General features: G+C 40.1%; 1 protein-coding gene. It reads left to right on the top strand.

What is annotated here, in order from left to right:
• The first annotated feature begins 155 nt into the window (after positions 1-155).
• Positions 156-15671 carry a YadA-like family protein gene (locus tag O3617_RS07930; protein WP_371449471.1) on the top strand — a complete coding sequence of 5172 codons (15516 nt, stop codon included), beginning with the start codon at positions 156-158 and terminating at the stop codon, positions 15669-15671.
• Positions 15672-15828 lie beyond the last annotated feature (157 nt).

Here is a 15828-nt window from a genome sequence, read left to right as displayed (position 1 = left end):
TATTTTATTGTTAGATGCCAGTAGAATATGATAGAATTATGAAATGAGCTTTAAAATATAATGCGTATATTTTATAACATTGTGAAAATTCGAATATTAGAAATTGACTAGTATATTATATGGTTTTGAGAGATAGTTAGTGAAAAGGAAAATGAATGAATAAGATTTTTAAAGTAATTTGGTCTAAGTCAAAACAGTGCTATATTGTAGTATCTGAAATTGCAAAGAACAAAACAGGTAAAAAGAAAATCGTAGTGGCCGGGATATTTGCTGCGCTGGCGATGATAGGTGGAATACAGTCGGTAGAAGCTGCGAATACTAATGGTTCTGGTAGTTCTAATGCAGTTGCATGGGGCACTGGTAGTAAGGCGCCTGGTGATAATGCTATTGCTATAGGTAAAGGTGCAAATGCTGCAAATAATAATACGATTGCTATAGGTACAACGGCTAAAGCAAATTTAGATATGGCTGTTGCAGTAGGTAACGAAGCATCAGCAGATACACATGGAACCTCAATAGGTGCTAATGCTAAAACAACAGGATATGGAGCTTTTGCTGGTGGTGTAAATGCACAAGCGAATGGTGTTGGTGCTATTGCTATTGGTGGGGCTACTTCTGATGCGTATAATCAGAATGCGGTAGCTAATGGTGAATCTGCTATTGCACTTGGTTCTAGTGCAATTGTCGATGGTCGTGGTGGCGTAGCTGTTGGCTGGAATGCAGAGAGCAAAGTAAACGCTGTAGGTATAGGTTTTAATGCTAAGGCGAAAGCTAATAATACTGTTGCTATTGGTGTTGAAGCAAATAATGATAAGGCTAATGCTATTAGTAATAACTATTCTAGTGTATCTATCGGTGTTGCAACTCGAGCTAGAGCAGTAGGCTCTATGGCAATGGGGGTTAGTGCAGACGCATCTGGTAAATACTCTATTGCGTTAGGTAGTGGGAATGTTTCTGGAGATTACACAGCTACAGCTAATTATCCTAAAGCCACTGGAGAAAAGGCTATTGCTATTGGGTATAATTCTAATAGCAGCAATACAGGAGCTACTGCCATCGGTGCAGGTGCAACTGCAAGTGGAACAGATTCCTTTGCAGGTGGCTCTGGCACAGCTGGTGGAAATTCATCTATTGCTATTGGTAAATCTTCAGGTGCAACTAATGACAGAGCTTTGGCCGTTGGTGTTAATGCTAAGGCGACAGGGAAAGACTCTGTGGCTGTTGGTAGTGGTGCGGGAGGTACAGTTGGATTAGGATTTGCATCTCGTATCGATGAGAACACGGGCGTTGTTCAAACAATTAGAAATATTAATGTAGCCACTACAGCGGATGGTGATAATGCAGTCGCTGTAGGGCATTATGCTAATGCAATGAATAGTGGCGTTGCTTTAGGTCAAAATACGCTAGCTGCAACTGGAGGTGTGGCTATTGGTAAAGGCGTTTTTGAAGATACAAATAATGTCAAAGCTGGTGGTACAGTAATTGGTCAAGACTCTACTGTAACAGGTCTCTATTCTTTAGCTGTGGGGCGTTATACATTTGCTAGTGGATCTACCTCTATGGCTATGGGGTACGATGCAAGTGCTAAAGGTAACTATGCTGTCGCTATGGGGCGAAAAGTGATTGCCGATGGTACCTCTACGGCTATAGGTCATCATGCAGTAGCTACTAATGGTGGTTTGGCTATTGGTAGTCAAGATAATGATGCCTCTAAAGATAAAACGACTGCGTCTGCTAGCGGTGCTGTTGCTATTGGTAAAAATACACAATCAACTTTGAAGGGAGCAGTAGCTTTAGGTAGTGATTCTACAACAGCAACAAGTGCTACCAAACAAGAGAGCGTTACTATTAATGGCATTACATATAATTTTTCTGGCGCAACATCTGATACAGGAATGCAGGTTTCTGTTGGTGCCGCAGGTAAGGAACGTCAAATTAAGAACGTAGCAGCAGGTGAAGTATCTGCTACAAGTACAGATGCCATTAATGGGTCTCAACTATTCGCTGTGGCTAGCCAAATCAAACCTATCAATTACATTTCAGTGAAATCATCAGCTGTTGGTAATAAAAATAATGCTGGTGCTACAGGTGCGGATGCTGTTGCAATTGGTCCAGGTGCTCAATCATCCGGTGATAATGGTGTTTCTTTAGGAAATGGGTCTCAAGCTAATGCTGAATCTGTAGTTTCTATTGGTTATCAATCAAATTATGGAGCTCAAAATAATTCTAAATCAATAGGAATTGGTTGGGCCGCAGGGTATCAATCTAATGGGTCAGAAAACATTGGCATTGGTAGAGATGCGGGACGTAAATTAACAGGTAGCAACAATGTTAGTATTGGTAAAAGTGCTGGCTCAGGTGATGTATACACTAGTGGGTCTGTTTTACTAGGCCAAAGTGCTACTATTATTAATAGTACAAGCGCGACCCCTATTAATGATGTTGTGGCTATAGGTAATGGCGCACGAGGGGGCGCTGCTTCGTCTGTCGCAATAGGTACAGGTGCAATTGCTAAGGTAAAAGATAGCGTTGCAATAGGCTCCGGCTCTAAGGCTACTGTTGATAAAGGTGCTAAAGGATACGATCCAAACGAAAATCGTACTAATAAGTATGGTGGATTAACTAATAATATACTTACCAGCACAAATGCAGCGGTATCCGTTGGTGATGGTGCTAGTGTAACTCGTCAAATTACTGGTGTAGCAGCTGGTACAAACAATACAGATGCAGTCAATGTGGCTCAATTAAAGAGTGTAAACCTTGCTTTCAGTGGTAATAATACGGATACTACTGGTGATGTGAACCTTGCTAATGGTACGTTGGCTATTAAAGGGGACACTACCTATATTACAACGACAGCAAATACAAATGGTATTACCATTGCTGGTAAAACACAGGATATTAGTGTTAATGCCAATGGAGTGGCTTCAGCAAATAAAGGTATGGCTGATGCAAAAAACGTAGCACAGTCTATTAATGATGCCATTTCTAAAAGTGCATATACATGGACAGTGTCTGCTAATGGTGATGCCGGTGAAAGCGTAGCAAAAGGTAATAAGGTAGACTTCAATGGTGATTCTTCTAATATTACTGTTGAACGTGCAGGTAAGAAGATTACTACTAAATTAAATAAAGATATTACTGTAGATTCTGTGAACGCTAACAATAAGGTATCTGTAGGTACGACAACTAAGCAACTTGTACTAGATGGTACAAAAGGTGCAATTACAGCTGGTACAGGTACTAATGCTATTAAGTTAGATGGAACCTCTGCTACTATTATGGCTGGTTCGGGGAGTAATGCGATTAGCTTAAATGGAACCAATGCACAGGCAGCATTTGGAAGTGGTACCAACGCGGTTTCTATTAATGGCACAACCGGAACTGTTGCAGGGAAAGCTTTCACAGCGGGCAGTACGACAATTAATACTACTGGTTTAACAAGTGGTACTGGTTCACGTACAGTTTTATTTGGCACAAATGGAATTAGTGCAGGTGATCAAGTCATTAATAATGTAGCTACTGGTGGCAGTAAAGATAGTAATGCGGCGAATATTGGAGATGTTAAACGTTATGTATCAGGTGCAACGCTTAACCTGACAGACGGAGCCAATAATAAAGGCTCTGTTCAACTTGGTGATCAATCACTCAAGGTGACAACTGGTACAGGACTCAATGCTACAGTAAGCGGACAAACTGTTAATATAGGTTTAACAACAGATGCACAGAATGCCATCTCAAATGGTATTGGATTATTAGGTAATGTTGGTAGCACCGGTATAAAAAAGCTAAAAGAAGGAAATGTCGCTTTTGATATCAAAGGTGATGGATCTGTAGTAAAGACAACTGCATCTAATTCTGGTGTAACTATTGCGGTTGATACAGATAAATTAGCGGCTAATACCAATTTGGCATATACAGCTAATGGCGCATCTACAGCTAAGAACGTAGCTTTGTCTAAAGGGCTAAATTTTGTTAATGGTAGCAACACTATTGCAATTGTAAATGACGATGGCAAAGTATCCTTTGACCTAAATGCAGCGACTAAGAATCAAATCAATACTAATACTACTGGTGTTGCTGCTAATAAAGCTAGTATTGCTACAAATGCTTCAGATATTGCCACTAATAAAAATAAAATTGCTACAAATACCACAGATATTGCTGCCAATAAGAGTAAAATTGCAACTAATACTACTAATATTGCAGCAAATACAACAGCACTTGCTCGGAATATTTCCCTTGGTGCCGATTCTGGGGCAAAATCTAGCCAGTCTTTATCTACCACAGATGTAGCCTTCAATGTGAAGGGGGCTACTGGTGATTTCATTTCTACTAAGATGAATGGCAATACTGTAGAAGTATCTACTAAACGCTCTACAATCAATAGTGATACAAATAGTGGTGCAGCCTCTGTAACAGGTGCTGATGGTTTAGTTACTGCTAAAAATGTAGCAGATGCTATTAATAAGGCTGCAGATGCAGCTAAAGCAGGTGCAGCATGGAATCTTACAACCAATTCTAGTACAACAGATAAAACTACTGTAAAAGGTGGAGATACTGTAAATCTTGTAAATGGCGATAATATCGTAATTACACAAGACGGTACAGATAAAAAGAAAATCACTATAGCAACCAAGAAAAATCTTATGGTTGATTCTGTTACTGCAGGTAATACAGTTATTAATACCTCTGGTTTAACAAATGGTACAACTGTCATTACAGGTACAGGTGTTACAACAGATAAAGTAACTGTTGGTGGCTTGTCTATTGATAAAACTGCTGGTATTAATGCAGGTGGTAAAGTTATCTCTAATGTAGCTAGCGGTAATGTAAATAATAATGCTACTGATGATACAAATGCTGCCACAATTGGTGATGTAAAAACTGCTGTTAATGGTTTGTCCCAAAACCTAAACATCAGTGATGGCACAAAAGATAGTTCCGTGGCTCTGAAAAGTCAAAAATTAACTGTTACAGGCACAGGTGCTGCGAAAGCTACTGTTAATAATCAAACTATTACTGTTGATGTAGCAGAAGGTACATTAACACCTAATACAACGAATGGTACTGTAACGGGTACTACCGGTGTAGCTAAAGCCACAGAGGTTGCTGCTGCAATTAACAATACAAATACTGTATTAGGTAATAAGATTGCAAAAAATACACAAGATATTGCTACGAATACGTCGAATATCACTGCAAACAAAAATCAAATTACCACTAACACAACAAATATTGCAACAAACACAGCCAATATCGCTCATACAATAGCTTTAGCTGATGATAAAGGTGCCTCTACGACGGCTAAGTCCTTAAAAGATGGTAATGTATCTTTCAATATCAAGGGGGATAACAAGTTTATCTCTACTACTGCATCTGGTAATGATGTAACGTTGACGGTTAATGAACAAGCTATTAAGGATGCTGCTAAGTCTGCTTCTTCTTTCAAGGTGAAAGCGAATGCTCATGCTGAAGAAGAGGTAAAAGGTGGCGACACTATTACCTTTAACAATGGTGATAACATCGAAATCAGCCAAGCTGGTAAGACTTTCACCATCAAAACTGCTAAGGATATGACCGTTGATTCCTTAACTGCAGGTAATACAGTTATTAATACGACTGGTTTAACGAGTGGTACTGGCGCTGGTGCGGTTTCCTTTGGTACGAATGGTATCAGTGCAGGCAGCCAAGTTATTTCTAATGTTGCTAGCGGTACTGTAAACAACAATGCTACTGATGATTCCAATGCAGCTAACATTGGCGATGTGAAACAGGCTGTAGCTAACTTGTCTCAAAATCTCAATATTACTGATGGCACAAACAATGGCACTGTGAACCTTAAAAACCAAAAACTTAATGTGGCTGGTGCTAATGGTGTAACGGCAACTGTTAATAATCAAACGATTACAGTTGGTTTAGATGCTGATACTGTCAATGCTACAACGAAGGGCATTGGCCTCACTGGAGATACAGGTTCTACAGGTAATAAATATCTCAAAGATGGCGACGTATCCTTTGCAGTAACTGGCGATGGCAATCTTGTGAGCACGTCTGCTACAACAGCGGGTGTGAAAGTTGCTGTTGATGCGGCTAAGGTGAAAGATTTAGCCGTAGATGCTGTAACAGTAAGTAAGGATACGCAAGCCGACAATCCGATTACTGTAACCCCAACATCGGGTACTAATTCTAAGGATTATGCAATCGGTATCGATACAACAAAACTTGCGGCTAAAACAGATTTAACATATCGTGCTAACAGTGCTGCAGACGCTGATGCGAAGAAGGTTTCTTTATCTAAAGGCCTTAATTTCGTAGATGGTGGTTCTACAGTTGCTACTGTTGATAACGATGGCAAAGTATCCTTTGATCTTAATACAGCTACTAAGAACCAAATCAATACAAATACGGCAGATATTGCTACTAATAAAGGTAAAATTGCGACTAACACAACTAATATTGCAGCTAATACAACTGCGTTAGCTAGAAATATCTCCCTCGGTGCAGATACTGGCACTGCGTCTAGCCAATCCTTGAGCACTGCTGATGTGGCATTTAATGTGAAAGGTGCTACAGGTGACTTTGTATCTACCAATATGAATGGTAATACAGTTGAAATTTCTACAACGCGTGCTACCATTAACAGCAATGCTACGACAGGTGAAGCATCTGTAACTGGCAATGATGGATTGGCAACTGCGCAAAATGTAGCCGATGCTATCAATAAAGCAGCTGATGCAGCTAAAGCAGGTGCGGCTTGGAATATTACAACGAATTCCAGCACAACCGATAAAACTGCTGTCAAAGGTGGAGATACAGTAGATCTTGTTAATGGTGATAACATCGAGATTACACAAGATGGTACAGATAAAAAGAAAATTACTGTTGCTACGAAGAAAGATATTACCGTTGATTCTGTAACAGCGAACAACAAAGTAACTGTTGGTTCTGGTGCGAATAAAATTACTTTGGATGGCACTGATGGTTCTGTAACTGGTAAAGCTTTCACAGGCACTACTTTCACAGGAACATCATTTACAGGTACGTCATTCACGGCAGGCAATACTGTTATCAATACAAACGGTTTAACGAATGGCACAACAGCCATTACAGGCACTGGTGTTACGACAGACAATGTGACCGTTGGTGGTATTTCCATCGATAAAACGGCTGGCATCAATGCTGGTAATAAGGTCATTAGCAATGTGGCTAGTGGTGGCACTACATTGACGAATGCGGCGAATATCGGCGACGTTCAAAATGCAGTGGCTAACTTATCTCAAAACCTAAATATTACTGACGGCACAAATAATGGCACTGTAGACCTTAAACACCAAAAACTTAATGTGGCCGGTGCGAATGGTGTGACGGCAACTGTTAATAACCAAACGATTACAGTTGGTTTAGATGCTGACACTGTTAACGCTACCACTAAGGGCATTGGTCTCACTGCTGACGCGGGTTCCACAGGTAATAAATACCTTAAAGATGGGGATGTATCCTTTGCCGTGACCGGTGATGGACGTCTTGTGAGCACATCTGCTACGACAGCAGGTGTGAAAGTTGCCGTTAATTCTGCAACTATCACTACTGGTGCAGATGGTACAATTACAGGCCCTACAACTGATGGCGTAGCGACTGCTAAAAACGTAGCTGACGCTATCAATGCAGCTAAAAAAGCGTCTAAAACTGAAATCACTGCTAATACAGGTGAAGCAGCTAATGCAACAACAGGTAATGTGACATTAACATCTACCACAGCTGCTGATGGTCATACTATTTATGACGTTAAACTTAACGATAAAGTAACGTTGGGATCCGGTGCTAATGCTGTAACAATTGATGGTACAGCTGGTAAAGCTACGATTGGTTCCTCTGTCATTAATGGTGTCAATAACACATTCACTACTGGTGGTGTTAAGGCCGTAACATTAGATGGTGCCACAGGCACAATTACAGGTACAACTGCCAATATCGGTGGTGTAACTGTAGATGGTACAAATAACCATGTAATGGGTCTTGCTAATAAAGACTGGACCCCAGGTGTAACACAAGCGGTATCTGGTCGTGCCGCAACAGAAGATCAATTGCAAAAAGTATCTGATGCAGTTGGTGCTGGTTGGAAAGTAAACACTGGTAAGGTCACTGGATCTACTGGTGAATCTAATGGTGCTACATCTACTAAGGTAGCAAGCGGTGAAGAAGTTCAATTCCAAGCCGGTAACAACTTAATTGTTGATCAAAATGGTAAAACTGTAGCGTACTCCTTGAATAAAGCACTTAAAGATTTGGAATCTGCTACGTTCAATGGCACAGGTACGAATACAACTGTTATTACTGGTGATTCCATTACGCAAACTGCAGGGACTCAAACGAATACATCTACTGCAGGTGGCAACACTGTAGCAGATGGTACCAAATCCACGGAAACTACTGCAGCAGGTCAAGTGATTAAAGATGGTACTAAAACAAATACATCTACTGTTGATGAAAATACAATTGTAGATGGTGCTAAATCTAATAAATCCACTGTAGATGGTAATACTATTACAGATGGTACAAATACAAGTAGAATTACTGCTGGTAAGGCACAAATTGGTACTGTTGGTATCGATGGTGTAGCGAGCAAGATTACTACTGGTGGCACAAATGCTGTAGTAGTTAATGGTGCAGATGGCACTGTTAAAACTGGTAATGTAACAGTAACTGGTGGTACAACCAACGATATCACGGGTTTATCTAACACAACTCTATCTGCAACTGACTTTGCAACAAAAGGCCGTGCGGCAACAGAAGAACAATTGAAAGCTGCCACTGGGGCTACTACATTGAAGTTCACTGGTGATGTAGCAACCAATACTGGATCTGTAAATCTTAAAGATGATACATTCGGTATTAAAGGTGATGGTAAATACATCTCTACTGATGTAAACGGTAAGAATGTAAATCTTACCGTCTCTGAAGCAGAAGTTAAAAAATCTGCCGTAGCTGCTGTAACAGTCAGCACAGACACAACAGATGCTAATAATCCATTGACTGTAACACCTACAACGAGTGCAGATGGTACAATTAAGGATTACAAGGTAACTATTGATGGTACTAAGATTGCAAATAAGACGAACTTATCCTACAAAGCAAATGATGGTACTGCTAAACAAGTATCCTTAGCAGATGGCTTGAATTTCAAGAATGGTACCCTTACAACAGCATCCATTGATGATGCAGGTGTTGTTAAATACGATGTAAATACTGCATCTATTACTGCTGGTACAGATGGTACAATCACAGGTCCAACTACAGATGGTGTAGCAACAGCTAAAAACGTAGCTGACGCTATTAATGCAGCTAAAAAAGCATCTAAAACTGAAATCACTGCGAATACAGGTGAAGCAGCTAATGCAACAACCGGTAATGTGACATTAACATCTACTACAGCTGCTGATGGTCATACTATTTATGACGTAAAACTCAATGATAAGGTGACACTTGGTTCTGGGGCTAATGCGGTAACTATCGATGGTACAATGGGTGCTATTACAGGTAAAACTGCTACTATTGGTGGTGTTACTGTTAACGGTACGACTAATACTATTGGCGGTTTATCTAATACAACATGGAATGGCACAGCTACTACTGGCCGAGCTGCAACAGAAGACCAATTGAAAGCTGTCGCAGATGCTGCAGGTAGCCAAACTTGGAATATTACGGCAGACAAAGCTGGTACAACTGGAAATCAAACAGGTACTAAGAAAAATGCCACTGTTGGTAAGGATGAAACTGTTGAATTAGTTGCAGGGGATAATCTTACAATTAATCAAAATGAACGTAAGTTTACTTATTCCTTGAATAAAGATCTTGCTAATTTGACTAGCGTATCTGTCGGTACTGGTACAACTGAAACTATTAAACTTGATGGTGCAACTGGTAAAATCACTGCTAAAAATGCATCTATCGGTGGTGTAACTATCGATGGTGATAACAATCATGTAACAGGCTTGTCCAATACAACATGGAACGGCACAGCTACAACTGGTCGAGCAGCGACGGAAGACCAATTGAAATCCGTAGCTGATACAGCTAAAACAACTACTGATGCGGTTAATTTAAAATTCAGTGGGGATACAAATACATCCCCTGGTGTTGTAAATCTTAAAGATGATACATTGGGAATTATAGGCGATGGAAAGTATGTATCTACTGATGCAAATGGCAAGAATTTGACTGTGAAAGTATCTGAAGCAGAGGTTAAAAAATCTGCTGTAGCTGCTGTAACAGTAAGCACAGATACAACAGATACTAATAATCCATTGACTGTAACACCTACAACGAGTGCAGATGGTACAACTAAGGATTACAAAGTAACTATTGATGGTACTAAGATTGCGAATAAGACTAACTTATCTTACAAAGCAAATGATGGTACTGCAAAACAAGTTTCCTTAGCTGATGGCTTAAACTTCAAGAATGGTACGTTAACAATTGCATCTATCGATGATAATGGCGTTGTGAAATATGATGTAAATACAGCATCTATCACTGCTGGTGCAGATGGCACAATTACAGGTCCAACTACAGATGGCGTAGCAACAGCTCAAAATGTAGCTGATGCTATCAATGCAGCTAAAAAGGCATCTAAAACTGAAATCACTGCGAATACTGGTGAGGCTGCTAATGCTACAACAGGTAATGTAACGCTTACATCTACTACGGCAGCTGATGGTCATACTATTTATGACGTAAAGCTCAATGATAAGGTGACATTAGGTAATGGTGCTAATGCGGTAACTATTGATGGCACAGCTGGTAAAGCAACTATTGGTACTTCTATTGTTGATGGTGTAAATAATTCGTTCACTACTGGCGGTGTAAGCCCTGTAACATTAAATGGTGCTACAGGTACGATTACAGGTAAGACTGCTAATATCGGTGGTGTTACTGTTAACGGTACGGCTAATACTATTGGCGGCTTATCTAATACAACATGGAATGGTACTGCTACTACTGGCCAAGCAGCAACAGAAGACCAATTGAAAGCTGTTGCAGATGCTGCGGGTAGCCAAACTTGGGAAATCACAGCAGATAAAAAAGCTGGCACTTCTGGTGCTCAAACTGGCACAAAAGAAAATGCTAAGGTTGGTAAGGACGATAAGGTGTCCTTAATTGCTGGTGAAAACTTAACTGTAGACCAAGCAGGTAAAAACTTAACATACTCCTTGAATAAGGATCTTGTGAAGATGAACTCTGCAACCTTTGAAGCAACAGGCGGTAAAACAACTGTAATTAAGGGTGACAGCATAGTTCAAACTGATGGTGCTAACGTAAATACATCTAATGCTACATCCAATACAATTACTGACGGCACAAATACAAGTACAATCAATGCTGGTAAGGCAACGATTGGTTCTTCCATTATTGATGGTGTTAATAAGACATTTACTACTGGCGGTAACAATGCTGTAACTATGGATGGTGCGGCAGGAACAATTAAAACTGGTGCAGTTACTGTAACTGGTGGTACAACTAACGATATCACTGGCTTGTCTAACACAACAGTAACTGGTGCAGATTTTGCAACAAAAGGCCGTGCAGCTACTGAAGAACAATTAAAAGCAGTAGGGGAACAAACATGGCAGATCACTGCAGATAAGAAAGCTGGTACATCTGGTGCTCAAACGGGCTTAAAAGAAAATGCTAAGGTTGGTAAGGACGATAAGGTGTCCTTAATTGCTGGTGAAAACCTAACTGTAGACCAAGCAGGTAAAAACTTCACATACTCCTTGAATACAGACCTCGTGAAGATGAATTCTGCCACATTCCTTGGGACCGGTACGAATACAACTGTTATTACTGGTGATTCCATTACGCAAACTGCAGGTACACAAACAAATATATCTACTGCAGGTGGTAATACTGTAGCTGATGGTACTAAATCCACAGAAACTACAGTAGATGGTCAAGTGATTAAAGATGGTGCTAAGTCCAATAAATCTACTGTAGATAACAATGTAATTGATGATGGTAATGGCAATGTAAATACATCCAATGCTACATCAAATACGATTACAGATGGTACAAATACTACAGCAACAACATCTAGTTCTGTAACTGTCAAAGATAATGCTGGTAACAGTACAGTTATCACAAAAGACAACATTACAACTGGTGTAGGTGGTAACAAAATCACTCTTGATGGTACAGCTGGTAAGGCTACGATTGGTTCTTCCATTGTTGATGGTGTAAATAATACATTCACTACTGGTGGTGCAAGCCCTGTAACATTAAATGGTGCTACAGGTACAATCACAGGTAAGACTGCTAATATCGGTGGTGTTACTGTAGATGGTACAAATAACTATGTAATGGGTCTTGCGAATAAAGACTGGACACCAGGTGTAACACAAGCGGTATCTGGTCGTGCCGCTACAGAGGATCAATTACAAAAGGTATCTGATGCAGTTGGTGCTGGTTGGAAAGTAAACACCGGTAAGGTCACTGGTTCTACCGGTGAATCTAATGGTGCTGCATCTACTAAGGTATCCAGCGGTGAAGAAGTTCAATTCCAAGCTGGCAACAATTTAATCGTTGATCAAAATGGTAAAACCGTAGCATACTCCTTGAATAAGGCACTTAAAGATTTGGAATCTGCTACGTTCAATGGCACAGGTACTAATACAACTGTTATTACTGGTGATTCCATTACGCAAACTGCAGGTACACGAACGAATACAGCTACAGCAGCTGGTCAAGTGATTAAAGATGGTACTAAGACAAATACATCTACTGTTGATGAAAATACAATTGTAGATGGTACTAAGTCTAATAAATCCACTGTGGATGGTAATACTATTACAGATGGTACAAATACTACAGCAACAACATCTAACTCTGTAACTGTTAAAGACAATGCGGGTAACAGCACAATTATTACAAAAGATAACGTTACAACAGGTGTAGGTGCTAACAAAATTACTCTTGATGGTACAGCTGGTAAGGCTACGATTGGTTCTTCTATTGTGGATGGTGTAAACAACACATTCACCACAGGTGGGGTTAATGCTGTTAAGTTAGATGGTGCAGCTGGCACAATTAAGACTGGTGCTGTAACAGTAACTGGTGGTACAACAAACGATATCACTGGTTTGTCTAACACAACTGTAAATTCTGCAGACTTTGCAACAAAAGGCCGTGCGGCTACAGAAGAACAATTAAAAGCTGTAGGCGAACAAACTTGGCAAATCACGGCAGATAAAGATGCTACTACATCTGGTGTTCGAACAGGTATTAAGAAAGATGCTAAGGTTGGTAAAGACAATAAAGTTCAATTGATTGCTGGCGAAAACATGACTATAAATCAAAATGAAAGAGACTTTACTTTCACACTTAACAAAGACCTTGTGAAGATGAACTCTGCTACATTCCTTGGCACAGGCAGTAATACAACAGTCATTACTGGTAACAGTATTACACAAACTGCAGGTACTCAAACGAATACTTCTACTGCCGGTGGTAATACAGTAGTAGATGGTACTAAATCCACAGAAACTACAGCGGCTGGTCAAGTGATTAAAGATGGTGCTAAGTCCAATAAATCTACTGTAGATAGTAATGTAATCGATGATGGTAATGGTAATAAGAATATATCTAATGCTACATCGAATACGATTACAGATGGAACAAATACATCTACTATAACTGCTGGTAAAGCCAACATCGGAAACATTGCTGTTGATGGTGTGAACAATAAGATTACTATGGGTAATGGTGCAACTCCTGTTACATTAGATGGCGCTAATGGCCATTTAGATGGATTAACTAATACAACATGGGTTCCAGGTGTAACAAAAGCCACTACTGGTCGTGCAGCTACAGAAGATCAATTGCAACAAGTATCTGATGCAGTAGGCGCTGGGTGGAAGGTGAATACTGGTACCGTTGCTGGTTCTAGCGGTATATCTACTGGTGCTGCTTCTACAAAAGTATCTAGTGGTGAAGAAGTGAAACTTCAAGCTGGAGATAACCTTGTTATCGACCAAAATGGTAAAACAGTATCTTATTCCTTAAATAAAGATCTAACTAAGATGAATTCCGCAACCTTTGAAGCAACAGACGGTAAAACAACTGTTGTCAAAGGCGATAGCATCGTTCAAACAGATGGTGGTAAAACAAATACATCTAATGCGGCGGGTAACACTGTTGTAGATGGTAATAAATCCACTGCTACAACTGCAGCAGGTACTACTATCACTGATGGTGCTAAGACGAACACATCTACAGCTGATAAAAATGTAATCGATGATGGTGCAGGTAATAAATCTACTTTCACTAAAGATGGCGTAACGATTACAAAAACTGGTAAAGATACGGTTTCCTTGACCAGCAATGGCCTCGATAATGGCAATAATAAGATTGTTAATGTGGCAGCTGGTGTGGCGAATACGGATGCTGTTAATGTTGGTCAGTTGAAAGAGTATGCCGCTAAGTCCACTACTGAATTGACTGCTAATAATGGTGAAGCTGCAGGTAGTACGACGGGCAATATTGTATTAACTAAGACAACTGCTGCCGATGGTCATACAATTTATAACAATAAGTTGAATGATAAAATTACATTAGGGACAGATCCAACGAAGGCGGTTACAGTAGATGGTACTACTGGTACAGTAACAGGCTTAACTAATAAAACTTGGACACCAGGTTCTATCGTCTCTGGCCGTGCAGCTACAGAAGATCAATTGAAAGATGCCGTAGCTGATTCTGGTTGGAAGGCTGCTGTTGATAAAGAGGGATCTGGTCAAAGCAATGTTGTTGGTACAAGCCCTGAAAAAATCAAGGCTGAAGAAACAGTTACTTTCAAAGCAGGCAATAACATGATGGTAACTCAAACCGGTAAATCTATCAGTTATGCAGTCAACCCTGAGCTTACAAACATGACGTCTGCTACATTCAAGGATGCAGCTGGCAATACAACGGTAACGAATAGTAACGGTATTACCATTACGCCTGGTAGTGCGAACCCTACAAATCCACATGCAGGCCCTGTATCCTTAACGAAGGATGGACTCAATAATGGTAATAACCAAATTAAAGGGGTTGCACCTGGTACAGATCCAACAGATGCAGTAAATGTAGCTCAATTAAATGCGTCCAATACAAATACTAGCCAAGCTATCAATCAAATAGCTGGTGAAGTACAACATGTTGGTGCTCATGCAGCGGCAATGGCAGCATTGAAACCAATTCAATACGACCCATTAGAACCAACACAAGTTATGGCCGGTGTAGGCAACTATCGCGGTGAAACTGCGGCAGCTCTTGGCCTTGCGCATTACACGAATGAAAACACTATGTTCAACGTAGGTGTTTCCGTTGGTGGGAACCATAATATGGTTAATGCTGGTGTAACTCATAAATTTGGTTACAGTCCAGAAAAGAAAAATATTCCAGATCGTTACAAAGCAGGCCCTATTAGCTCTGTGTATGTAATGCAAGATGAAGTATCTAGCCTTAAAAAGGAAAATGCGGAACAAAAATATGTTATCGCGGATCAAGCGGCTCGTCTTACTACGTTAGAAGCTGAGAACGAACAACAACGTCGTGAATTGGCAGAAACGAAGAAGGGCTTAGATGATTTGAAAGCAGCGGTAGATAAATTGTTAGCATCCAAAGGCTAAGTAATAAATGATTGATAATAGAAATCAAATTGTAAAGATACAATAATCTTGGGATAAAATAAAGAACCCTCTTAACTACGATACTCATACCCTGTTGGGTATAAAACGTATTCAAGAGGGTTCTTTGCATTTTTGATATAAGTTATTATTTAAATTG

The organism is Veillonella sp. 27098_8_77 (assembly GCF_041431535.1).
In the GTDB taxonomy this organism is placed as follows: Bacteria; Bacillota; Negativicutes; order Veillonellales; family Veillonellaceae; genus Veillonella.
This window is presented reverse-complemented; position numbering and strand designations above follow the sequence as displayed.